This window comes from Brachybacterium sp. YJGR34, assembly GCF_003347015.1.
Taxonomy (GTDB): domain Bacteria; phylum Actinomycetota; class Actinomycetes; order Actinomycetales; family Dermabacteraceae; genus Brachybacterium.
The window spans coordinates 14,798-37,348 of sequence record NZ_PNFB01000021.1 but is presented as its reverse complement, the minus strand read 5'-3'; the positions used below and the strand labels follow the sequence as shown (position 1 = coordinate 37,348).

Sequence of the window (22,551 nt, the reverse complement as noted above, 5' to 3'; positions counted from 1 at the left end):
CGAGCAGTGTACGACTCATGACCGTGGCGCGCCGCACATGCCGCGGGCGGCGACGAGGATCAGTCGGCGAAGACGGCGCGCAGCACGGATTCCTGCTCATCGGTGAGGTCGGCGACGACGAGCTCCTCGGGGGCGTGCCTGTCGAGGGCATCGCGCACCGCCTCCCCAGTGGCGCCCGAGGACAGCACGAACAGGGCCGAGGTGCCGGGGGCGACCTGGTCGCGCACCTGATGGATGAAGGAGTCGTCGATGCCGACGTCCGTCAGCGTCCCCGCGATCGCCCGCGGGGCCGTTCCCAGCGCGGCGCCCAGCAGCGGGACGAAGAAGACGAGGCCGAAGAACAGCCCCCAGAACGCGTCGCCCGGCGCATCGCTGCCCGCGAGGCCGGCGGCCCGCGTGGCCCTGGGCCTCCTCTCCCCGGGCTCCCAGGTGACGACGGCGCCGTCGTGCACGGTGATCAGCTCCCGCGCGCTCGCCTCCGCCAGCGTCGAGGCCGCCTCGGCGGCTCCGCCGGGCCTGCCGAACGTCCGGACGGTCAGGGCGGCCTGCGCCATGAGGGCTCCTCGGTGCACGGTCGGACGAGTCCGGGAGGACTCGCGTCCATCCTGCCCGCCGCGGCGCCGCGGCGTCCTCCCCCGATCCCGGTGATCGGGTCCCCGGAGACGCCACGTGCCCCTCGGATCTCCGAGGGGCACGTGGGTGGTGATGGTGGGCGATACTGGGTTCGAACCAGTGACCTCTTCCGTGTCAGGGAAGCGCGCTACCGCTGCGCCAATCGCCCGGGCCGACGCACGGCGCCGGTGGAGGTGGGTACGGGATTCGAACCCGTGTACACGGCTTTGCAGGCCGTTGCCTCGCCTCTCGGCCAACCCACCGCAGATGCTCCCGCACCTCGATGAAACGGCGCTCCCGACAGATCGTCGAGGGCGCCGCTCCCCGGAGCGGACGACCGGATTCGAACCGGCGACCCTCACCTTGGCAAGGTGATGCTCTACCAACTGAGCTACGTCCGCATGAGCAGGATTCGCGGATCCTGTCGTGGGCGATACTGGGTTCGAACCAGTGACCTCTTCCGTGTGAAGGAAGCGCGCTACCACTGCGCCAATCGCCCGAGGCTGTCGTCCGACTCTTCCGAGCGGACTCGAAGAAGCTTACACGAGGTCCGGAGTGCCCGAGGACCACTTCCGGTGTGACCTACGTCGTGCCGATGGGGCGGCCATCGGGCCACCCCATGGGTCACCGCCCGCGAGTCCCACGACCCCTTCACCCGTGACCCCGTCCGCCACCGCCGAGCCCTCCGGACCCTCTCCTCCCGCGCGCTTCCCCCGCGCGGCCGGGCGGAGCGCGCACCCCGCGTGACCTCCGACACTGCAGGCCATCAGCATTTGCTCCCGCGCCGCGGCGGACCTACAGTAGTTCTCCGTCGGCCAGGCCGATGTGCGGACGTAGCTCAGTTGGTAGAGCATCACCTTGCCAAGGTGAGGGTCGCCGGTTCGAATCCGGTCGTCCGCTCCACTCCCCTCCGCGTCGACGACGCACGGGCGATTGGCGCAGCGGTAGCGCGCTTCCCTGACACGGAAGAGGTCACTGGTTCGAACCCAGTATCGCCCACCACGACGAAGGACCCCGGCCGAGCGGCCGGGGTCCTTCGTCGTGCCGGCCCCCGTTACCCTGACCCCATGCAGATCTGGACGGGACAGGCCTACCCCCTGGGCGCTACCTTCGACGGCTCCGGCACGAACTTCGCCCTCTACTCCGAGGTCGCCGAGCGCGTGGAGCTCTGCCTGATCGACGAGGACGGCGCGGAGCGGCGCATCGGGATCACCGAGGTCGACGCCTACGTGTGGCACGTCTACCTCCCCTCCGTCCAGCCCGGTCAGCGATACGGGTACCGCGTCCACGGCCCCTACGATCCCGCGGCCGGGCACCGCTGCGATCCCAGCAAGCTGCTGCTGGACCCCTATGCCAAGGCGATCGCGGGCATGGCGAGCAACCATCCCTCGCTGTACAGCTATTCCTTCGAGGACCCCTCCGAGCGGGCCGCCGAGGACTCGGCCGCGCACACCATGCACTCGGTGGTCGTCTCCCCCTTCTTCGACTGGGGCAACGACCATCCGCCGGCCCACGAGTACCACGAGACCGTCATCTACGAGGCCCATGTCAAGGGCCTGACGATGCTCCACCCGGACATCGACGAGAACATCCGCGGCACCTACGTCGCGATGGGGCATCCGGCGATCATCGAGCACCTCCGCGAGCTCGGGGTCACCGCGGTCGAGCTGATGCCGGTGCACCAGTTCGTCCAGGACGGCCACCTGGTCGAGAAGTGCCTGCGCAACTACTGGGGCTACAACACCATCGGCTTCTTCGCCCCGCACAACGAGTACTCCTACGCCGGCGAGACGGGGCAGCAGGTCCAGGAGTTCAAGCAGATGGTCAAGAACCTCCACGAGGCGGACATCGAGGTCATCCTCGACGTCGTCTACAACCACACCGCCGAGGGCAACCACCTGGGCCCCACGCTGTGCTTCCGGGGGATCGACAACGCCGCCTACTACCGCCTGGTCGAGGACGACCGGGCCCACTACTACGACACCACCGGCACCGGGAACTCGCTGCTGATGCGCACGCCGCACGTGCTGCAGCTGATCATGGACTCGCTGCGCTACTGGGTGAGCGAGATGCATGTGGACGGCTTCCGCTTCGACCTCGCCTCGACCCTCGCCCGGGAGCTGCACGAGGTGGACCGGCTCTCCGCCTTCTTCGACATCATCCAGCAGGATCCGATCATCTCCCAGGTCAAGCTCATCGCCGAGCCCTGGGACCTGGGCGAGGGCGGATACCAGGTGGGCGGGTTCCCGCCGCTGTGGTCGGAGTGGAACGGCCGCTATCGCGACACGGTGCGGGACTTCCACCGCTCCGAGCCCGGTCTGATCGGGGACTTCACCTCGCGCCTCGCGGGAAGCTCGGACCTGTACCAGCACACCGGCCGCACCCCCATCGCCTCGATCAACTTCGTCACCGCGCACGACGGCTTCACCCTGCGGGACCTGGTCTCCTACAACGACCGCCACAACGAGGCCAACGGGGAGGGCGGCCGGGACGGGGAGAGCCACAACCGCTCCTGGAACTCCGGGGCCGAGGGGGCGACCGAGGACGAGGCGGTCCTCGCCCTGCGGGCCCGGCGCGCGAAGAACCTCATGGCCACGCTCCTGGTCAGCCAGGGGGTGCCGATGATCCTCCACGGGGACGAGATCGGCCGCACCCAGGGAGGGAACAACAACACCTACTGCCAGGACGACGAGATCTCCTGGGTGGACTGGGACCTCGATGCCGAGGGCCAGGAGATGCTCCGCTTCACCCGGACGATGATCGCGCTGCGGCAGAGCCATCCGATCTTCCGCCGGCGCCGCTTCCTCCAGGGCGCCGGCGACGGCGAGGACGGATCGCTCCGCGGGGAGGTGGAATGGCTCGGCACCGACGGGGCGCCGATGACGGGCGAGGACTGGAGCACCGCGCAGAACAAGTGCCTGACGATGTTCCTCGACGGCTCGGCGATCCCGGAGCCGAACCTGCGCGGCCAGCGGATCGAGGACGACTCGGCGCTGGTGATGTTCAACGCCTCGGGGAACTCCGTGGACTTCACGTTGCCCCCGGCCGACCACGGCTCCGAGTGGCGCGTGACGATCGGCACCGGCGACACCCTCGAGGTGGGCGCCGCGCTCGCGGCCGGCGCGACGATCTCCCGCCCCGGACACTCACTGCTGGTCCTGCTCCGCCCCCCGATGGACGACACCCCCGACCACCCCGACACCGGGGAGGAGGACGACCCGCCCCTCCGCGCCTGATCCCGGCCCCGGGACGACGGCACGCCAGCGACCAGGAGAGCATCCGACAGTGAGCACCGCATCCGTCCCCCGCCCCACGCCCGCGCCGGGCCCGTCCACGGCCACCGGATCGCAGCGCGCGATCCGTCCGGTGCCGACCTCGACCTACCGGCTGCAGCTCTGCGCCGACTTCACGGCCGACGACGCCGCGGCGGTGGTGCCGTACCTCGAGCGCCTCGGCGTCGGCCACCTCTTCTGCTCCCCGGTGCTCCAGGCCTCCCCCGGCTCGACGCACGGGTACGACGTGGTCGACCACACGCGGATCGGCGCGGAGATCGGCGGTGAGCAGGCCCTGCGCCGGCTCGCCGAGACCGCCCATGCCCACGGCATGGGCCTGGTCGTGGACGTGGTGCCCAACCACATGGCGATCCCGACCCCCATCTGGCACAACCGCGCCCTGTGGTCGGTGCTCCGCGACGGCCCCGCCTCGCCGTTCGCGTCATGGTTCGACGTGGACCTCTCCACCGAGCGGTCCGTGCTGGTGCCGGTGCTGGCCCGTCCCGTCGGTGCGGTGCTGTCCGACGGCGAGATCCGTCTCGACCAGGAGGAGATCCCGCAGCCGGACGGCACCGTCGCCCGGGAGACCGTGGTGCGCTGCGGGGAGCACGTGCTCCCGGTGACCGGCGGCACCGAGCACCTGGGGATCGCGGACCTGCTGGATCGGCAGTGGTACCGCCTGGCGTACTGGAAGGTCGCCGACGAGGAGCTGACCTACCGCCGCTTCTTCGACGTGGACACCCTCGCGGCGATCCGCGTGGAGGAGTCCGCGGTGTTCGAGGCGACCCACGCGACCCTGCTGCGCCTGCAGGCCGAGGGGGTCGTCGACGGCTACCGCATCGACCACCCCGACGGACTCGCGGATCCGCGCGGCTACCTCCGCGCCCTGGAGCGTGCCACGGGCGGAGCCTGGACCGTGGTCGAGAAGATCCTCGCGGGCGAGGAGCACCTGCCCGGGGACCTCCCCTGTGCGGGCACCACCGGCTACGACGCCCTCTGGCGGGTGGGAGGGCTGTTCCACGATCCGCACGGGGCGCTGGGGCTGACCCACCTGTGGCAGCGCCGCACCGGGGACCTGCGGCCCTTCGAGGAGGTCGCCGAGGCCTCGACGGACCTGGTCGTCTCCACCAGTCTCTGGGCGGAGATCGAGCGCCTCACCGCGCTGATCCACCGCATCTGCCAGGAGGACATCCGGCTGCGGGACACCACCCGGCGCAACATCCAGAAGGTCGTGATGGCGCTGCTGAGCGGGATGGACCGCTACCGCGCCTACATCGTGCCCGGCGAACCGGCGCCCGGCGGCGAGCGCGCGGTGATCGCCCAGGCCGCCGCCCGGGCCCGGCGGCGGCTCGGCGAGGACGAGGACCTGGTGGCGACCCTCGAGCTGGTGGAGTCGCTGGTCTGCGGCGACGAGGTGGGCAGCGCGGGCCGTCGCCGCAGCGCGGAGCGCGACGAGGTGGTGGTGCGCTTCGGCCAGACCTGTCCCCCGGTCCACGCCAAGGGGCTCGAGGACACCGCCTTCTACCGCTACAGCCGCTTCCTGCCCGTCACCGAGGTGGGGGCGTCCCCCGAGCGGATCGGGGTCGAGCCGGACGAGCTCCACGCGCATGCGGCGGACATGATGCTCACCCACCCGGACTCGATGACCACCCTGTCCACGCACGACACGAAGAGGAGCGAGGACGTGCGCGCCCGGCTCAGCGTGCTCACCGAGCAGAGCGCGGCCTGGGCGCTGACGGTCCAGGACCTGGACCGCGCCACCGCGGCGGAGCGCGGCGAGCGCATCGACGGCGGGATCGAGCTGCTGCTGTGGCAGACCCTCGCCGGCTGCTGGGACCTGCCGGGGGCCGCCGCCGGGCGGATCACGCCGGAGCGCCTGGACGACTATCTGCGCAAGGCGATGCGCGAGGCCAAGTCCGTCACCACCTGGACCGAGCAGGACGCCGACTACGAGCACCAGGTGCTGGCACTGGGCCGCGCCGCCCTCGCCTCGCCGGAGGTCGACGAGATCCTCACCGAGCACACCCGGCGCACCCTGACCGGCCAGCGGGCCGCGATCCTCGGCCAGAAGCTCGTCCAGCTCACGATGCCCGGCGTCCCGGACGTGTACCAGGGCAACGAGACGGTGGACCTGTCCCTGGTGGATCCCGACAACCGCCGCCGGGTCGATCACGCCGCTCAGGCGGCGCGGCTGCACCGGATGATCGAGGGCGCCGGACCGGACGGGATCGGGGACGAGAAGCTGTGGCTCACCCATCGCGCGCTGACGCTGCGCCGGCGCCGCCCGGAGCTGTTCCAGGGGCGCGAGGCGTCCTACCGCCCGCTGCCCACCACCACGGGACATGCCGTCGCCTTCGGCCGCGCCGTCGGCGAGGGTCCGCTGGAGGTGATCACCGTCGTGACGCGGCTCGCCCTGGGCCTGGCACAGCGCGGCGGCTGGGGCGCGTCGTGGATCGCCCTGCCCGAGGGCCGCTGGCGCGATCTGCTGGGCGGCGCGGAGGTCGACGGCGGACGGCTCGCGCTCGAGGATCTGCTGGACCACTGGCCCGTCGCGCTGCTGGTGCAGGCCGAGGACGACCCGCAGGACCCGCGATGACGACCGCTCCCGTCCCCGCGCGGGACTACGGCCGGTACGAGGTCTGGGCGCCGGCGGCCACCGAGGTCGCGCTCCGGGTCGACGGGCGGGTGCACTCCATGGCGCCCGCCGGCGACGGCTGGTTCACCCTGGACGAGGTCCCCGCCCGGCCCGGAGCGCGCTACGCGTTCCGGCTCGACGGGGGCGAGCTCTGGCTGCCCGATCCGCGCTCCCTGTCCCAGCCGGACGGGGTCCACGGCGCCAGCGAGGTCGTCGACCCCCGCCTCCTGCGCGGGACCACGCCCTGGCCGGGCCGCTCCCTGCGCGGGGCGGTCCTCTACGAGCTGCACGTGGGCACCTTCACCCCCGGCCCGGACGGCGCCGGGGGCACCCTGGACTCCGCGATCGAGCGCCTGGGCGATCTGGTGGCCCTCGGCGTGGACGCGGTGGAGCTGATGCCGATCGCCACCTTCCCCGGCCGCCGGGGCTGGGGCTACGACGGGGTGGGGCCGTATGCCACCCATGCCGCCTACGGGGGTCCCGCCGCGCTCGCGCGCTTCGTGGACGCCGCCCATGCCCGCTCCCTGGCCGTCGTGCTCGACGTGGTCCACAACCACCTGGGCCCCGCGGGGAACTACCTGGGCCTGTTCGGCCCGTACTTCACCGACGCGCATCACACCCCGTGGGGCTCGGCGGTGAACCTCGACCAGCCCGGTTCCCGGGAGGTGCGGGACCTGCTCCTGGGCAGCGCGCGCCAGTGGCTGGTCGACGTGGGGGTCGACGGCCTGCGCCTGGATGCGGTGCACGAGCTGCACGACGACTCCTCGCCGCACGTCCTGGCGGAGCTCGCCGATGCGGTCTCGACCTGGGAGGAGGAGACCTCCCGTCCGCTGACCCTCATCGCGGAGTCCGACCGCAACCAGCCCCGCACCGTGACGCCGACGGCGGCCGGCGGACTGGGCATGGACATGCAGTGGGCCGACGACGTCCACCACGGGGTGCACGCCTGGGTCACCGGGGAGCGCTCGGGGTACTACGGCGACTTCGGCAGCGCCGCGGTGCTCGCGATCGTGCTGCCCCGGATCTTCCTCCACGCCGGCACGTACTCCTCCTTCCGGGGCCAGGTGTGGGGCGCGAAGGTGGACCCCGACTCGCCGCACTACGACGGGCACTCCTTCGTGACCTTCCTCCAGGACCACGACCAGGTGGGCAATCGGGCCGCCGGGGACCGGATCCATCACGGCCTCTCCCCCGCCCGGCACGCCGCGGCGTGCGCCCTGGTCCTGCTGGGACCCGGCACCCCGATGCTCTTCCAGGGCGAGGAGTGGGCCGCCTCGACGCCCTTCGCCTATGTCACCGACCACGACGAGGAGCTGGGCGCACGGGTCAGCGCCGGCCGGATCGAGGAGTTCGCGGCGATGGGCTGGGCCCAGGAGGTCCCCGACCCCCAGGACCCGGCGACCTTCACGGCCTCGATCCTGCGCCACGAGGAGAAGGAGGCGGCCGAGCACGCCCGGATGCTCCGCTGGTACCGCACCCTGCTCGCCCTGCGCCGTGAGCGGAGCGACCTGGGCGAGGGGGACCTCCGGCGCACGCGCGTGCGCGTCCTCGCCGAGGAGACGGTGCTGCTGGAGCGCGGCGCGCACGCCGTCCTCGCCCATCGGGGGCCCGGCCCCTGCACCGCCGCGCTCGGAGCGCAGGAGCTGCTGGCGGCCTTCGGGGCGGTGCACCTCGACGCCCACGGCACGGTCCACATGGCCGACGCGGGTGCCGCCGTCCTCCGACTCGGCACAGAATGACCTGTTCAGCCCCCGACGGAGAGGACCCCATGAAGATCGTCATCACGGATCTGGACCAGGAGCGCACCACCGAGGAGCAGGCCGTCGCCGACGCGACCGGTGCCCAGCTGGTCCGCGAGCAGGCGCTCACGGAGGAGGAGGTGATCGCGGCCGCCCAGGGGGCCGATGCGCTCGTGGTGCAGTACGCGCCCATCACCCGCGCGGTGCTCGAGGCCCTGCCCACGGTGCGGGCCGTCGGCCGCTACGGCGTCGGCGTCGACACCGTCGACGTCAAGGCGGCCACCGCGCTGGGCGTCGCCGTGTGCAACGTCCCCGACTACGGCACCGAGGACGTCTCCGACCACGCCGTCGCGCTCGCCGCCTCCCTCTCCCGCGGCATCGTGGAGCTGGACCGGAGCCTGCGGGCGGGGACCTACTCGCTGGCTCCGGTGAAGCCCCTGCACCGGATGAGCACCCGGACCTTCGGGGTGATCGGCCTGGGACGGATCGGCTCGGCCACCGCCCGCAAGGCGCGGGCGCTCGGCTTCACGGTCCACGGCAGCGATCCGATGATCGCCCCCGGCACCACCACCGCCGACGGCATCGCCGTGCGCACCCTCGAGGAGGTGCTCGCCGGCTCCGACGTGCTCAGCGTGCACGTCCCGCTCACGGAGCAGACCCACCACCTGCTGAACGCGGGGACCATCGCGCAGATGCGGCCCGGGTCGCTGCTGATCAACACCAGCCGCGGCGGGGTGGTCGACACGGCCGCTGTGGTCGACGCGCTGGAGACCGGTCACCTGCGCGGAGCGGGCCTGGACGTGTTCGAGACCGAGCCGCTGCCCGCCGACAGCCCGCTGCGTCAGTGCCCGACGGCCGTGCTGACGCCGCACGCCTCCTGGTACAGCGAGGAGTCGGAGACCGAGCTCAAGCGCCGCGTGGTGGAGAACCTCGTCGAGGTGCTCGCCGGCCGCACCCCGCGCAACATCCTCAACCCCGAGGTGCTCCCCGGCGGGTCCGGCGGCTGAACGAGCCGGCGGGCGCTCCGGGGCCGGGCACGGCGCAGCCCGCGGGCCGGAGTGCGGCCCGCGGGCTGCGTCGGTCCTGCGGGTTCCTCAGAACAGCTGGATCAGCCCGTAGATCCCCAGCACGATGACGAAGGCCACCACGGACTCGATGGCCTGCTGCACGGTCCAGGTCTTCAGCGTGGTCTTGACGTCCATCCCCAGCAGTCGTCCCACCAGCCAGAAGCCGGAGTCGTTGACGTGGCCGGCGAACACGGAGCCGGCGGCGGTCGCCATGACGATGCAGGCGAGCTCGAGCGATCCGGCGTCGGAGGCCAGCACAGCCGGAGAGATGAGGGCGGCCGCGGTGGTCAGGGCGACGGTCGCGGAGCCCTGCGCGAGGCGCATGGCCATCGCGATGAGGTAGGCCGCGAAGATGATCGGGATGCCCGCCGCGGCGAGCGAGTTCTCGATCGCGTCGCCGATCCCGGTCGCACGCAGCACGCCGCCGAACATGCCGCCGGCGCCGGTGATGAGGATGACCGAGCACACCGGGCCCAGGGCCTTCTCCATGGTGGCCTCGATCGCGGTGCCCGAGCGTCCACGGCGGAAGCCGAACATCACCACGGTCACCAGCGCGGTGATGAGCAGCGCGAACGGGGTCTCGCCGACCATCCGCAGGGCGTGGACCCACCCGGCCTCGGCGTCGAGGACGCCCGAGCTGGCGAGGGTGTTCAACCCGGTGTTGAGCAGGATCAGCAGCAGCGGCAGCACCAGCACGAAGACGACCTGCCACGGCGCCGGCGGGTTCTGGACGGTCTTCGCCTCGTCGGCCGTGCCGAACAGGTCCGGGACCGGGAGGTCATACTTGCGGGCCACGTGCTTGCCCCAGAGGTGGCCGGAGACGAACCAGGTCGGGAAGGCGAGCAGGAGGCCGAGGATCATCACGACGCCGACGTCGGCCTGCACGAACTCCGCGGCGGCGACCGGGCCGGGGTGCGGCGGCACGTAGACGTGCATGATCGACAGGGCGGCGGCCACGGGGAAGCCGAAGGCGATGACATTGCCGCTCAGGCGCCGGGCCACGGCGTAGACGATCGGGATCATGAGCACGAAGGCCGCGTCCATGAAGATCGGGAAGCCGATGACCAGCGAGGTGACGCCGAGCGCGAAGGGGGCCCGCTTCTCGCCGAAGAGGCGGACCATCGCCTCGGCCAGGGCGCGGGCGCCGCCTGAGGACTCGACCAGAGAGCCCAGCATCGCACCGAGTGCGACCAGGAGCGCCACGCCGCCCAGGGTGCCGCCGAAGCTCTCCACGAGCGTGGGCACCACGTACTGCGCCGGCACGCCCGCGGCGAGCGCGGTCAGCGCGCTGACCAGGATGAGGGCGAGGAAGGCGTGCAGCTTGAATCTGATGACCAGGAACAGCAGCAGCAGCACCGCGGCGACGGCCAGGCCCATCAGGCCCCCGTCACCGAGCCAGCTGGTCCATCCGGTCTCTTCTACCCATTCCATGCGTCGGGGTCCTCCTCATCGAGTGCGAGCCGTCCCTCGGCTCCGGGTCGTGCTGGTGGTGCTGGTGGTGCCGTGGTCAGAGGTGCCGGGGCGGCACCGCGCTCACCATTCGGCGAAGGAGCCGTCACGGTGGCGCCAGATCGGATTGCGCCAGCGGTGGCCCTCGGCGGCGCGCTCGCGCACGTACTCCTCGTCGACCTCGATCCCCAGGCCGGGGCCGTCGGGGATGGTGACCATGCCGTCGACGTAGTCGAAGACCGTGGGGTCCGTGACGTAGTCCAGGAGGTCGTTCGAGGTGTTGTAGTGGATCCCGAGGCTCTGCTCCTGGATCACCGCGTTGTAGGCGCCGGCATCGATCTGCAGGCACGTGGCCAGGGCGATCGGCCCCAGCGGGCAGTGCAGCGCGAGGGCGACGTCGTACGCCTCCGCCATCGCGGCCATCTTGCGGGTCTCGGTGATGCCGCCCGAGTGGGAGGGATCGGGCTGCAGGATGTCCACGGCGCCCGAGGCCAGCACGTCCTTGACGTCCCAGCGGCTGAACAGCCGCTCCCCGAGCGCGATCGGGGTGGGCGTCGAGCGCAGGGTGTCGAGCACCCCGGAGAGGTTCTCGGAGAGCACCGGTTCCTCGATGAACATCAGGTGGAAGGGCTCGAGCTCCTTGATGAGCACCTTCGCCATCGGGGCGTGGACCCGGCCGTGGAAGTCGACCGCGATGCCGAAGTCCTCGCCCACGGCGTCCCGGATGGTGGCGACGTTCTCCACGGCGCGGGTGACGGTGGCCCAGCTGTCGATGAACTGCACCTCCTGGGTGCCGTTCATCTTCACCGCACGGAAGCCGCGATCCCGCGCCTCGAGGGCCTGGGCGGCCGTGTCCTCGGGACGGTCCCCGCCGATCCACGAGTAGACGTCGATGCGGTCGCGCACCCGGCCGCCCAGCAGCTGGTGCACGCTCATCCCGGCCGCCCGGCCCTTGATGTCCCACAGCGCCTGGTCGATCCCGGCCAGCGCGCTCATGAGGATCGGGCCGCCGCGGTAGAAGCCTCCGCGGTACATCACGGTCCAGAGGTCCTCGATCTGGGCGGGATCCCGACCGATCAGCAGGTCCGAGAGCTCCTCGACGGCGGCGGCGACGGTCGCGGCGCGCCCCTCGACGACGGGCTCCCCCCAGCCGACGATCCCCTCGTCGGTCTCGATCCGCACGAAGCACCAGCGCGGCGGGACGAGGAAGGTGGTGACGTCGATGATCTTCACAGCGCGCCCCCCGCCCGCCGCGCGGCCGCGGCGGCGCGGACCAGGTCGGCGGCGATCGCGCCGACCTCCTCGGCGCTGCGCCCCGGGGTGTAGAGGAAGGAGCCGATCCCCGCGCCGTCGGCCCCGGCCTCCAGCCACGGGCCGAGGGTCTCGGTGGTGATCCCGCCGACGGGCAGGAAGGCGGTCCCCTCGGGCACCACGGCGGACCAGGCGCGCAGCAGCGGGATGCCGGCGGCGTCGGCGGGGAAGATCTTCAGGTGCCGGGCCCCGGCGCGCAGCGCGGCGAAGACGTCGGTCGCGGTCGCGACTCCCGGGTAGGGGGTCATGCCGAGCTCGATGGAGCGGGCGATGATCTCCGGGTCGGTGTTGGGGGCGACGACGATCCGGCCGCCGGCCTCGGCGACCCGCGGCACGTCCGCGGGGTCGACGACGGTGCCGGCGCCGACCTCGGCCGAGTCTCCGCACTGCTCGGCGAGCAGGCGGATGGACTCGAAGGGCCGGGGCGAGTTCAGGGGCACCTCGAGGCGGGTGATGCCCGCCGCGAGCAGCGCCGCTCCCACGGCGGGAGCCTCGGCGGGGGTGATCCCCCGCAGGATGGCGACGAGCTGGGGTGGGTCGGTGGTCATGCCGGGGTCCTTCCCTCGGTGCGGGACATGGGGTGGCCTGCGGGGCGGCGGTGCTGCCCGCGATGATGCGCAGGGGTCATCGTGCCAGGTAGCCGCCGTCCACGGGCAGGACCGCGCCGTGGACGTACTCGGCGCCGTCGCTGGTGAGGAACAGCACCGTCCCGGCGATGTCCTCCCCGCGACCCCAGCGCCCGGCGGGGATCCGGCCGACGATCTCGGCGTTGCGCACCGGGTCCTCCTGCAGCGAGGTGTTGAGCTCGGTGGCGATGAACCCGGGGGCGACGGCGTTGACGGCGACGCCGCGGCCCGCCCATTCGTTCGCGACCGACTTCGTCAGCTGTGCGACCGCCCCCTTGGAGGCGGCATAGGCGGAGGCGTTGAGCCCGCCGAAGAAGGAGAGCATCGAGGCGACGGTGATAATGCGGCCGTGGCCACGCTCGAGCATCGGCCGGCCCAGCTCCTGGGTCAGCTGCACCACGGCATCGAGATTCACCTGCATGACCTGTGAGAACTCCTCGAGGGGGAAGTCCTCGAAGCGGTGTCGGAGGTTGATGCCGGCGTTGTTGACCAGGATGTCGACCTCGTGCTCGGCCAGCACCTGCGCCGCGACCTCGGACCGGGCGGCGGGATCGGAGAGGTCCACGCTCACGCAGGTGTGACCGGGGCCGAGCGGCTCGGTGCCGCGCTGCAGGCCGATCACCGAGGCGCCGGAGGCCAGCAGCGCCTCGGTGATCGCGCGGCCGATGCCGCGGGTGGAGCCGGTGACCACGGCGGTGCGGCCGCTGAGGTCGACATGGAGGGGGCCGGAGGCGGGCATGGCGTTCCTTCGTTCTCGGGGGTCGAGGTGCGGGAGCGGTCGGTCAGTGGATGTGGGAGCCGCCGTTGACGTCGAGGGTGACCCCGGTGAGGTAGCCGCCGTCGCGGCCCAGCAGGTAGTGGATCGCCCCGGCGACGTCGTCGACGGTGCCGACGCGCCCCACCGGGAGCTCCTGCAGCAGGACCTCCTTGCGCTCGTCGCTCAGGCGCCCGCCCATGATGTCGGTGTCGATCGAGCCGGGGGCGACGGAGTTGGCGGTGATGCCGTACTCGCCGAGCTCCCGCGCCCAGGTCTTGGCGAAGCCCAGCAGGGCCGCCTTGGAGCCCGAGTAGGCGGCACGGCCGTAGACGCCGCCGCCCCGCTCCGCGGAGGCGCTGGAGACGTTCACGATCCGCCCCAGGCTGTGGCGGCGGAAGATCGTCACGGCCTCCCGGGTGATGAAGAAGGTGCCGTGGACGTTGACGTCGAACACGCGCTTCCACTCCTCGGTGCTCACCTCGGTGAAGGGTGTGGGCGAGGAGATGCCGGCGTTGTTGACCACGCCCACCAGCTGCGGGAGCTCGGCGTCGATGCGCGCGACGGCCTCGATCACCTGCTGCTCGTCGGCGATGTCGACCCCGAGGCCGAGGGCCGGCACGCCGTGCTGCGCGGAGATCTCCCCGGCCACCGCCTCCGAGGCGGCGGCATCGAGGTCGAGCACCGCGACCGCCCATCCCTCGCGGGCCAGCCGGTGCGCGGTGGCGCGGCCGATGCCGCGCTCCGAGGCGGCGCCGGTGATCAGCGCGGTCGGCTGGACGGGGAAATCGGAGGCGGGGTACGGGGTCAGCGCCATGGGGTGCTCCTGAGCGGTGATCGACGGTGGGGTCGGAGGGAGCGGAGGCGCGGCCGTCGGTGCGGGCCGCGCTGCCCGCCGGGAATAAAATACGATTCCGAGGGTATCGTCGTCCACCCCGGATGTGAAGGAGCTCCCATGGATCTGGCACGCTGCGCCGTCATCGGCCTGGGCCCGATGGGCCACCCCGTCGCGGCCACCCTGCTCGAGGCCGGCATCGACCTCGTGGTGTGGAACCGCACCCCCTCCCGCGGCGACGACCTGGTCGCCGCCGGCGCGCGGCGCGCCGCGACGCCCGCCGAGGCCGCCGCGGAGGTGATCCTCTCCGTGCTGCCGGACGTGGCGCAGCTGCGCGCACTGCTGGATGCGCCGACCCGGGCCGCCTGGGGCGCGGCCGGGGCCCGACTGGTGATCCTCTCGACCACCGGCCCCGAGCAGGTGGTCGCCCTCGCCGAGGAGCTCGCGCCCGATGGCATCGCGGTCGTGGACGCGCCGGTCTCCGGCGGCGTCGCCGGGGCCGCCGCCGGCACCCTGTCGATCATGGTGGGCGGCGCCGAGGAGGACGTCCGCGCGGTCCGGCCCGTGCTGGAGATCGCCGGCGGGACGGTGCTGCACCTGGGCCCGTCGGGCAGCGGCGCCGTCGCGAAGCTGTGCAACCAGATCGTCGTGGGCGGGACGCTCGCCGCGCTCGCCGAGGCCTTCGCCCTGGCCCGCCGCAGCGGCCTGCGCCCCGAGCAGCTCGCCGCCCTCCTCGAGGGCGGCCTCGCCCGCTCCGAGGTGCTCGCCCAGAAGCGGGAGAAGCTGCTGGGGCGGGAGTACGCGCTCGGCGGCTCGACGGACAACCAGGTCAAGGACCTGCGCTACGCGTCGACCGCCGCCGAGGGGGTCGATCTGCCCGCGCGGCTGCTCCCGGCGCTGCTCGCGCTGTACTCCGAGGCCGTCGAGGCCGGGGACGGGCAGGCCGACCACGCCGTGATCCAGGAGCTGTACCTCGAGGACACGGAGCGCTCCCGGTCCTAGCCGCCCAGCGCGCGCTGCGTCACGGCGCGGACGTGCTCGCGCATCGCCGCCCGGGCCCCGTCCGCGTCCCCCGCCACGAGCGCCTCGAGCACGCGGCGGTGCTCGGCGACGGACACCTCCGCGTCGTCCACCCCCGCCTCGCCGAAGCGGCGGAAGCGCAGCGTGTGCACGGGGATCGCCTCGACGGCCGCGGCGAGATAGGGGTTGCGGGAGGCCGTCGCGATCTCGGCGTGGAAAGCATGGGAGTGCTGGAGATACCCCTCGTACTCGCGGAAGCGGGCGCCGACGCCGGCCTCCGCGGTGCGGGCCAGGACCGTCGCGAGGCTCTGGTGCTCCGCAGCGGTGGCGCGCTCGGCGGCGAGCGCGGCGGTCTCGGGCTCGAGCAGGAGCCGAGCCTCCCCCATCGCCCGGACCTGCTCGTCGTCGGGCGGCTGGGTGACCACGAAGCCGCGCATCGGGAGGTACTCCACGAGCCTCTCCCCGGTCAGCAGGTGGAGCGCCTCGCGCACGGGCGTCGCGCTCATCCCCAGCTCCCCGGAGAGCGCGGCGATGCGCAGCGGGGTGCCCGGGCGGAGGGTGCCGTCCATGATCCTCCCGGCGAGCGCGCGCCGGGCCTGCTCGGAGCGGGAGCGCGGCGCGGGGTCCGCGGCGCCCTCCACCGCACCGGTGGTGCTCACGCGCTGGGCTCCGCCGCCGTCTCCTCGGTCGCCGCCGGGTCGGTCGCCCGCACGTCGTCGGCCACGGCCGCCGAGCGAGCGAGGCGGCGTCCGTCGTCCGCGAGGGAGGCCAGGCGCGACAGCGCGCGGAAGTACTTCTTGCGGTAGCCGCTGCGCAGGAGCTCCTCGGAGAAGAGGTCCCCGACCACGCGGGGGCCGTCGTCCGCACCGGCGTCCCCCGGGGCCGAGGAGACCAGCACCGGGACCTCGCGGTCGTAGAGACGATCCACGAGCACCACGAAGCGCAGCGCGTCGTGGTGCTGCGCGAGACCGTGCAGGCCCGTCACGTGCGCCGTGGGCACCTCGTCGATGAGCGCGCCGTAGCGCGAGGGGTGGACCGTGGTGAGGTGGGCGAGCAGCGCGTCGAAGTCGTCGAGGGTCGCGCCCTCCTGCGCCGCGGCGTGCGCGCGCACCTCGTGGTCCGGCAGGGCGACGATCTCGGTCACCCCGCCGCGGCGCCGGTAGTCCTCGCCGTCGATCCGCAGCACCTCGAAGCGCTCGGCCATCGCCTGGATCTCCCGCAGGAAGTCCTGGGCGGCGAAGCGTCCCTCGCCGAGCGCGTCGGGCAGCGTGTTCGAGGTCGCGACGATCGCGACCCCGCGGTCCGAGAGCTCGCGGATCAGACGGGTCATCAGCAGGGTGTCCCCGGGATCGTCGAGCTCGAACTCGTCGATGCACAGCAGCACCGACTCCGCCAGCAGATCCACAGCCCGCTGGAAGCCGAGGGCCCCGACGAGATCCGTGTACTCCACGAAGGTGCCGTAGACCCGCTGCCCCCGGGTCGCGTGGAACAGCGAGGTGAGCAGGTGGGTCTTGCCCACGCCGAAGCCGCCGTCGAGGTAGATGCCCCGGGCCGGGGCCGGCTTCCGCCGCCACCGCGCCAGGAGGCCGCCCGCGCGCGGCCGGTCGAGCGCCGCGGCGAAGGCGGTGACATGGTCCTTGGCCTGCTGCTGGGACGGGAAGGCCGGATCGGGGACGTAGTTGTCCAATCGCGCCCGGGAGAACCGTGGTGGCGGCACGAGGTCCGCGAGCAGGCGCTCGAGGGTCGGTGCGGGCCGGCGGTCGCTGAGGGCGGAAGTCACGCGGGCCAGTGTAGTTGCGCCCGGCTCGCCGCTCCGGCGGGCGCCTGTCGCGCCGCGCGGTCGATGCGCGAGGATCAGGGGTGGACGGGCCGCCCGGACGCCCGCGCACCCCTGAGAGAGGACTGACGTGCATCTGCTGCTGGCCGACGGCGCCGTGCTCGACCCGCCCCGGACCCTCCCCGCCGACGCCGAGGGCGCCCGGCGCCTGGCCGAGCTCTATGCCTTCCCGACGCCCGGGACGTCGGGCGTGCACGTGCGCGCGATGATGAACACCACGATCGACGGCGCCGTCGCGGGCGCCGACGGCACCAGCGGCTCGCTGCGCAACCCGGAGGACTCCTTCGTCTTCGGGGTGCTGCGGGCTCTGGCCGACGTGGTCCTGGTGGGCGCGCAGACCGTGCGGGAGGAGGACTATCGGCGGCCGCTGGGGCGAGCGGACCTGCTGGAGCCGTCCCGTCGGCCCTCCGGCGCCTCCCGCCCCGCCCTGGCGATCTGGTCCCGCAGCGGCGAGCTGCCGGCGACCGTGGAGCCGGACTGGCCGACCTTCCTGATCACCCCGCCCGAGCACGCCGCGGCGGCCGCGCGGCGCTCCGGCCTGCCCGCGGCGCAGATCCTGCCCGCCCGGTCGGTCGCCGAGGCCCTGCAGCAGCTGGCCGCACGGGGGCTGCGGGCGGTCCAGGCCGAGGGCGGCCCCGCGTCGCTGGGCCGGCTCGCCGCCGCCGGGGCGCTCGACGAGCTGTGCTTCTCGACCACGCACCGCACCGTCGGCGGCGCCTCCTCCCGGGTGCTCCACGGTGCGGGGCACGAGCAGCGGTGGGAGCTGGTCTCGCTGCTGGCGGGGCAGCATGCCACGATCTCCCGCTATCGGCGCGCCTGAGGTGCCGTCCGACGCTCCCCGCCGCGGCGGGGGCCGCCTCAGAGGCGCAGGCCGATGGACCCCGCGAGCGCCGGGGAGGCGGGATCGCGCACGGGCACCCGGAGCGTGCTCGGGTCCACGTCCAGCTCGAGCTCGCGGATCAGGTAGTCCGCGAGCAGCCGCTCGTAGCGCGCCGGATCCCGGTTCCACTCCCGCGTGTGCGAGGCCCCCTCGAAGGGGACGAACTCGACCGTGTCCGGGCGCAGTGCGGCGAGCTGTCTGCTGGGTCCCGGCGGGACCGTCTCGTCATCGAGCGCGTGGAACAGCAGGGTGGGGTGCGCGAGGTGCTCCGCGTAGTGCGCCGGGGTCATCTCCCCCAGTGCGAGCGGTTCGTGCAGGCGCACCATCCGGGCCCCGAAGGACGAGGTCATCATCCACAGCGCGAGCCGGCGCATGGGCGCCGGCGCCTTGAGCGCGGTGGCGTGGTAGAAGAGGATGTCCTGCCAGTCCACGGCCGGGGAGTCCAGCACCAGTGCGACGATGCGCTCACGGTGCGCGGACCGCACCGAGGTGCGCAGCGCGATGCCGCCGCCCATCGACCAGCCCACCAGGAGGATGCGCCGGGCGCCGTGGGCGAGGGCGTACTCGATCGCCGCCTCGGCGTCCTCCCACTCGTCGGCGCCGAGGTGATGCATGCGGTCGGCCGAGGGCGGCGCACCGGAGTCGTTGCGGTAGGTGATCGCCAGGCTGGTCAGGCCCAGGCGGTGCAGCAGCGGGATCACCCGCAGCGCCTCGCCCCGGGCGGACCCGTGGCCGTGGATGAGGATCGCCCAGGTGTCCGCCGCCGACGGGGTCGTGCCCGGGGACGGCTCGGGGCGCACCAGCCAGGCGGGCATGTGGCCCACCGGCGAGTCGATGTCGACCTCCTCGGTCTCCAGGCCGTGCGCCGTCGACGGGGTGCCCGCCCAGAAGAAGCCGTTCGTCGCCGCCTTCGCCACCTGCAGCGGGTTCTCGGTGTCGCGCGCCAGCAGCGGCCGGGAGACGGTGGTGGGCGTGGGATGGGCGTCGACGGGTCCGAGGCGGACGTGGACGGCTCCGGCCGACTGCCGCAGCGCGAGGACCCCGCCGCGGCGCGAGGTCCTGGTGTCCTCCAGATGCACCCGGTCCTCGTGGACGGCGCGCACGGGCAGGTCCGCTCGCTGGCGCAGGCTCTCCCGCGGCACCAGCGGGAGGCGCGCCATCACGCGGGCGCCGACGGTCAGGAGCCCTGCGCTGAGGGCGAACGCCGAGGCGGCGCCCGCGGCGCCGTAGATCCCCACGACAGGCCATCGCGCCTGGTCAGGACGGCTCGGAAGCGAGTCGAGGAGGCGGGTGAGGCCGGTGGTCGAGCGGTTCCGGGCGGGGTCGCGCGTCATACTGCGCATCCTATCCGCGCACTAGGATCGAGGCTGTGAACGCTCGTGTTCACCGCTCGTGCTCCGGCACGTCCTGCTGTGCGAGGCGGCGCGCTGCGCCGCAGATCGGAGGCCCCATGTCCACCGAGCCCATCGGCACCCGTCCCTACCCCGTCGCGATCAGCGCCGAGGAGTGGCGTCGCCGCCTCTCCCCCGCCGAGTTCCAGGTGCTGCGCGAGGGCGGCACCGAACGGCCCGGCACGGGCGAGTACGAGGAGGTGCGGGAGGCGGGCACCTACGCCTGCAAGGGCTGCGGAGCCGAGCTCTTCACGGCCGAGACCCAGTTCGACGCGCACTGCGGCTGGCCCGCCTTCTACGCCCCGCAGGAGAACGACGCGGTCGAGCTGCTCGAGGACACCTCCCTGGGCATGCGCCGCATCGAGGTGCGCTGCGCCCGGTGCGGATCCCACCTCGGCCACGTGTTCGAGGGCGAGGGCTTCCCCACCCCCACCGACCAGCGGTACTGCATCAACTCCCTCAGCCTCGTGCACAGCGACGACGCGGAATCGGACGGACCGACCGCCTGATCCCGCCGGCGGGCGCGCCGGGCCGCGGCCCGGCGCGCCTGCCCGAATCGCCCGGTCCGCGTCGATATCCTCCCAGCGTGCCCGTGCATCGAATCCGCTCCGGCGACGACACCTTCCGTGCCGCCGTCGACGCCATGACCAGCGCCCCGCTGCGCCCGGAGTTCACCTGGCGCACGATCCCCGCCCCCTCGCGGATGGCCCCCTCGACCTGGGCCTGCACGGGGGAGATCCTGGTCCACGACGAGGAGCTCGCCTCCGGCCGCCTGGTGATCCTCCATGATCCCGCCGGCCAGGAGTCCTGGGACGGCACCTACCGTCTCGTGGCACTGGTGCAGGCGCAGCTCGAGCCCGAGTTCGCGATCGAGTCGATGCTCGGCGACGTGGCCTGGTCCTGGGTGACCGAGTCCCTCGAGCTGCACGAGGCCGAAGCCCGGGAGCTGGGCTGCACCGCGACCCGCGTGGTCTCCCAGTCCTACGGCGCCCTCGCCTCCCGCGCCTCCACCGTGGACGTCGAGATGCGGGTCTCGTGGACGCCGGAGTCACCGGAGACGCCGGAGACGCTCGCCGACCCCGAGGGCGGCACCGACCCCGCACCGGATCTCGCCCCGCACTTCTCCGCCTGGATCGCCATGCTGGCGGCCGCGGGCGGGCTCCCGCCGACCCCGCCGCGGATCGCCCCGATCGCCCCCACCCACCACGCGAGGGCCCCGCGCCCCGAGGAAGCCGGTGACGCCCGGTGACAGACACCCCCGCCGTCGACGCCCTGCGGGAGCCCCGCGACGGGCTGGTCCCCGTGATCGACCGGATCCAGCCGCTCCTGGCCTGGTGCGAGGCGGCCGCCGCCGTCCCCGACGAACCGGTCGCGGTCGATGCCGAACGTGCCTCGAGCTACCGCTACAGCTCCCGCGCCTACCTCGTGCAGCTGCGCACCGAGGCGGCCGGCACCGCACTCATCGACCCCCTCGCCTTCGCCATGCCCGCCACCCTGCGGACCCTGCTCGGGGAACGCGAATGGGTGCTGCACGCCGCCGGTCAGGACCTGCCCAGCCTGGCCGAGCTCGGCCTGCGCCCGGCCTCCCTGTTCGACACCGAGCTGGCCGCCCGGCTGCTGGGGATGGAGCGCGTGGGGCTCGGAGCGGTGGTCGAGGACACCGTGGGGCTGCGGCTGGCCAAGGAGCATTCGGCCGCGGACTGGTCCCGTCGGCCCCTGCCGGAGGGGTGGCTGACCTACGCCGCCCTCGACGTGGAGGTGCTGGTCGAGGTCCGCGACGAGCTGGAGGAGCGCCTGCGGGAGGCCGGGAAGGACGACTGGGCCCGCCAGGAGTTCGAGCACGAGCGCGTCCGCGACCACGGCCCCACCCGGTCCTCCAGCTGGCGCGGGCTGCACGGCCTCGGCGCGCTGCGCTCGGCCCGCCAGCTCGCCGCCGCCCGCGAGATGTGGACCCGCCGCGACGAGATCGCGAGCTCCGAGGACCTCTCGCCGCACCGCGTGATCAAGGACCGTGACCTCGTGGCCGCCGCCAAGGAGGCGCCGCACGGCCGGGAGGCCTTCGACCGGGCGCTGCCCAAGAAGCTCCGCGCGAAGGACGCCTGGTGGAAGGCGGCCCGCACCGGCATCGAGCTGCCCGCCGCCCATCTCCCCGAGCGCAACGAGCGCTCGTATCCGCCGCCGCACAAGCTGTGGTCCAAGAAGTACCCCGAGGTGGCCGAGCGCTACCAGCTGGCCCGGTCCGCCGTCGGCGAGCGGGCCGAGGACCTCGAGATGCCGCCGGAGAACCTGCTGCAGCCGGCGCTGCTGAGGCAGTGGGTGTGGGAGCACGAGCAGGCTCCCGCCGAGGCGGAGATCGAGGAGCAGCTGGAGGTGCTGGGTGCACGCCCCTGGCAGGTCGAGCAGTCCGCGCCGGTCATCCACCGCGCGCTCACCGAGCAGGGCGCCCGCGGCGCGCACGACTGATCGGCGGCGCCGCGGGGCCCGCGCCGGTCAGTCCCGGCCGGGACGCTCCGGGAACGGTGCCTCGGCCGGGCGGAGGGTCGCGGCGTCCCCGCCGGCGGTGCGATGCGCGGCCAGGGCCAGCACGGCGGCGACCGTGGTGGCGTTGGTCAGGCGGCCGTCGAGCACCGCGGCCGTCGCCTCGGACAGCGGCACCCAGCGCACCTCGATCTCGGCCTCCTCGTCGGTGCGCCGGTACTCGTCCCCGGCGACCTCCGTGACCGCGGTGGCGAGGTAGACGCGCAGGACCTCGTCGCTGCCGCCGGGGCTGGGCCGCAGATCCACGAGCGTGCGCAGCTGCTCGGCGGTGTGCCCGGTCTCCTCGGCGAGCTCGCGCACGGCGCCGAGGTGCGGGCTCTCGCCGTCGATGTCGAGCAGCCCGGCGGGGATCTCCCAGAGGGTGTGGCCCACGGGATGGCGGTACTGACGGATCAGCAGCACCCGCTCCTGCGCATCGAGCGCCAGCACCGCGACCGCGCCGGGATGGCGCATGTACTCGCGGTCGAAGCGGACCCCGGGGGCGAAGTCGATCGTGTCGCGCACGATGTCGAAGATCGCGCCGGAGTGGACCGTGGTGCTCCCGGCGACCGGACGGGCGCCGGGGGTGTCCGCGAGGGTCATCGG

The 22,551-nt window shown here is 73.3% G+C and carries 19 protein-coding genes and 6 tRNA genes; 11 read left to right on the top strand and 14 right to left on the bottom strand.

Going from position 1 to position 22,551, the window contains the following annotated elements:
* Positions 1–59 precede the first annotated feature (59 nt).
* The 5 genes from CXH06_RS15235 to CXH06_RS15215 form a co-directional block, all read right to left on the bottom strand.
* Positions 60–554, bottom strand: coding sequence for a DUF1269 domain-containing protein (locus CXH06_RS15235; protein WP_114856048.1), 495 nt, complete (start codon positions 552–554; stop codon positions 60–62).
* 152 nt (positions 555–706) lie between these two features.
* Positions 707–781, bottom strand: a tRNA-Val gene (locus CXH06_RS15230).
* A gap of 20 nt (positions 782–801) precedes the next feature.
* Positions 802–875: transfer RNA gene (locus CXH06_RS15225), tRNA-Cys, on the bottom strand.
* 65 nt (positions 876–940) lie between these two features.
* Positions 941–1,013, bottom strand: a tRNA-Gly gene (locus tag CXH06_RS15220).
* 26 nt (positions 1,014–1,039) lie between these two features.
* Positions 1,040–1,111 (bottom strand) — tRNA-Val (locus CXH06_RS15215).
* Between the two features lie 328 nt (positions 1,112–1,439).
* Between CXH06_RS15215 and CXH06_RS15210 the strand changes: the two genes are divergently transcribed.
* From CXH06_RS15210 to CXH06_RS15185, 6 genes are all read left to right on the top strand, one after another.
* Positions 1,440–1,515: transfer RNA gene (locus CXH06_RS15210), tRNA-Gly, on the top strand.
* Between the two features lie 24 nt (positions 1,516–1,539).
* Positions 1,540–1,614 (top strand) — tRNA-Val (locus tag CXH06_RS15205).
* A gap of 65 nt (positions 1,615–1,679) precedes the next feature.
* The gene (glgX, locus tag CXH06_RS15200; protein ID WP_114856047.1) at positions 1,680–3,848 is read left to right on the top strand and encodes a glycogen debranching protein GlgX; all 2,169 of its coding nucleotides are present in this window, start codon (positions 1,680–1,682) and stop codon (positions 3,846–3,848) included.
* A gap of 49 nt (positions 3,849–3,897) precedes the next feature.
* Entirely contained in the window at positions 3,898–6,480 is a 2,583-nt protein-coding gene (gene treY, locus CXH06_RS15195) for a malto-oligosyltrehalose synthase (protein WP_114856046.1), read from the top strand.
* On the top strand, positions 6,477–8,258 hold the full coding sequence (gene treZ, locus CXH06_RS15190; protein WP_114856045.1) for a malto-oligosyltrehalose trehalohydrolase: 1,782 nt from the start codon (positions 6,477–6,479) through the stop codon (positions 8,256–8,258). The genes treY and treZ overlap by 4 nt, the downstream gene beginning before the upstream one ends.
* Positions 8,259–8,287: 29 nt before the next feature.
* Positions 8,288–9,265, top strand: a complete 978-nt coding sequence (locus tag CXH06_RS15185; RefSeq protein WP_114856044.1) for a C-terminal binding protein — start codon at positions 8,288–8,290, stop codon at positions 9,263–9,265.
* An 87-nt stretch (positions 9,266–9,352) separates the two neighbouring features.
* Here CXH06_RS15185 and CXH06_RS15180 read toward each other — a convergent pair whose 3' ends face one another.
* The 5 genes from CXH06_RS15180 to CXH06_RS15160 all read right to left on the bottom strand — a co-directional run bounded on the left by CXH06_RS15180 (position 9,353) and on the right by CXH06_RS15160 (position 14,282).
* On the bottom strand, positions 9,353–10,756 hold the full coding sequence (locus CXH06_RS15180) for a GntP family permease (RefSeq protein ID WP_114856043.1): 1,404 nt from the start codon (positions 10,754–10,756) through the stop codon (positions 9,353–9,355).
* Between the two features lie 102 nt (positions 10,757–10,858).
* A complete protein-coding gene (dgoD, locus tag CXH06_RS15175) occupies positions 10,859–12,007 on the bottom strand; it encodes a galactonate dehydratase (RefSeq protein WP_114856042.1) in 1,149 nt (382 codons plus the stop codon).
* Positions 12,004–12,633 (bottom strand): 2-dehydro-3-deoxy-6-phosphogalactonate aldolase, encoded by a 630-nt coding sequence (locus CXH06_RS15170; protein ID WP_114856041.1) that lies wholly within the window; start codon positions 12,631–12,633, stop codon positions 12,004–12,006. Before CXH06_RS15170 ends, dgoD begins: the two co-directional genes overlap by 4 nt.
* 76 nt (positions 12,634–12,709) lie before the next feature.
* Positions 12,710–13,450 (bottom strand): SDR family oxidoreductase, encoded by a 741-nt coding sequence (locus tag CXH06_RS15165; RefSeq protein WP_114856040.1) that lies wholly within the window; start codon positions 13,448–13,450, stop codon positions 12,710–12,712.
* A 43-nt stretch (positions 13,451–13,493) separates the two neighbouring features.
* Positions 13,494–14,282: an SDR family NAD(P)-dependent oxidoreductase gene (locus CXH06_RS15160; RefSeq protein WP_114856039.1), complete on the bottom strand. Its 789-nt coding sequence runs from the start codon at positions 14,280–14,282 to the stop codon at positions 13,494–13,496.
* A 138-nt stretch (positions 14,283–14,420) separates the two neighbouring features.
* Here CXH06_RS15160 and CXH06_RS15155 point away from each other — a divergent pair, with 138 nt between their 5' ends.
* Entirely contained in the window at positions 14,421–15,302 is an 882-nt protein-coding gene (locus tag CXH06_RS15155; protein ID WP_114856038.1) for an NAD(P)-dependent oxidoreductase, read from the top strand.
* Here the strand turns inward: CXH06_RS15155 and CXH06_RS15150 are convergent.
* Together CXH06_RS15150 and zapE are read right to left on the bottom strand one after the other, a co-directional pair.
* Positions 15,299–15,979: a GntR family transcriptional regulator gene (locus CXH06_RS15150; RefSeq protein ID WP_114856037.1), complete on the bottom strand. Its 681-nt coding sequence runs from the start codon at positions 15,977–15,979 to the stop codon at positions 15,299–15,301. The genes CXH06_RS15155 and CXH06_RS15150 overlap by 4 nt on opposite strands.
* A complete protein-coding gene (gene zapE / locus CXH06_RS15145; protein ID WP_114856036.1) occupies positions 15,976–17,100 on the bottom strand; it encodes a cell division protein ZapE in 1,125 nt (374 codons plus the stop codon). Before zapE ends, CXH06_RS15150 begins: the two co-directional genes overlap by 4 nt.
* A gap of 127 nt (positions 17,101–17,227) precedes the next feature.
* Between zapE and CXH06_RS15140 the strand changes: the two genes are divergently transcribed.
* Positions 17,228–17,977: a dihydrofolate reductase family protein gene (locus CXH06_RS15140; RefSeq protein ID WP_114856035.1), complete on the top strand. Its 750-nt coding sequence runs from the start codon at positions 17,228–17,230 to the stop codon at positions 17,975–17,977.
* A gap of 38 nt (positions 17,978–18,015) precedes the next feature.
* Here the strand turns inward: CXH06_RS15140 and CXH06_RS15135 are convergent, their stop codons facing one another.
* Positions 18,016–19,371 carry a S9 family peptidase gene (locus tag CXH06_RS15135; RefSeq protein WP_114856034.1) on the bottom strand — a complete coding sequence of 452 codons (1,356 nt, stop codon included), beginning with the start codon at positions 19,369–19,371 and terminating at the stop codon, positions 18,016–18,018.
* A gap of 116 nt (positions 19,372–19,487) precedes the next feature.
* Here CXH06_RS15135 and msrB point away from each other — a divergent pair, with 116 nt between their 5' ends.
* The 3 genes from msrB to CXH06_RS15120 all read left to right on the top strand — a co-directional run bounded on the left by msrB (position 19,488) and on the right by CXH06_RS15120 (position 21,891).
* Entirely contained in the window at positions 19,488–19,937 is a 450-nt protein-coding gene (msrB, locus tag CXH06_RS15130) for a peptide-methionine (R)-S-oxide reductase MsrB (RefSeq protein ID WP_114856033.1), read from the top strand.
* A gap of 77 nt (positions 19,938–20,014) precedes the next feature.
* Positions 20,015–20,677: a DUF3000 domain-containing protein gene (locus tag CXH06_RS15125; RefSeq protein WP_114856032.1), complete on the top strand. Its 663-nt coding sequence runs from the start codon at positions 20,015–20,017 to the stop codon at positions 20,675–20,677.
* Entirely contained in the window at positions 20,674–21,891 is a 1,218-nt protein-coding gene (locus CXH06_RS15120; protein WP_114856031.1) for an HRDC domain-containing protein, read from the top strand. The genes CXH06_RS15125 and CXH06_RS15120 overlap by 4 nt, the downstream gene beginning before the upstream one ends.
* A 27-nt stretch (positions 21,892–21,918) precedes the next feature.
* Here the strand turns inward: CXH06_RS15120 and CXH06_RS15115 are convergent, their stop codons facing one another.
* Positions 21,919–22,548, bottom strand: coding sequence for an NUDIX hydrolase (locus CXH06_RS15115; RefSeq protein ID WP_114856030.1), 630 nt, complete (start codon positions 22,546–22,548; stop codon positions 21,919–21,921).
* Between the last annotated feature and the right edge of the window lie 3 nt (positions 22,549–22,551).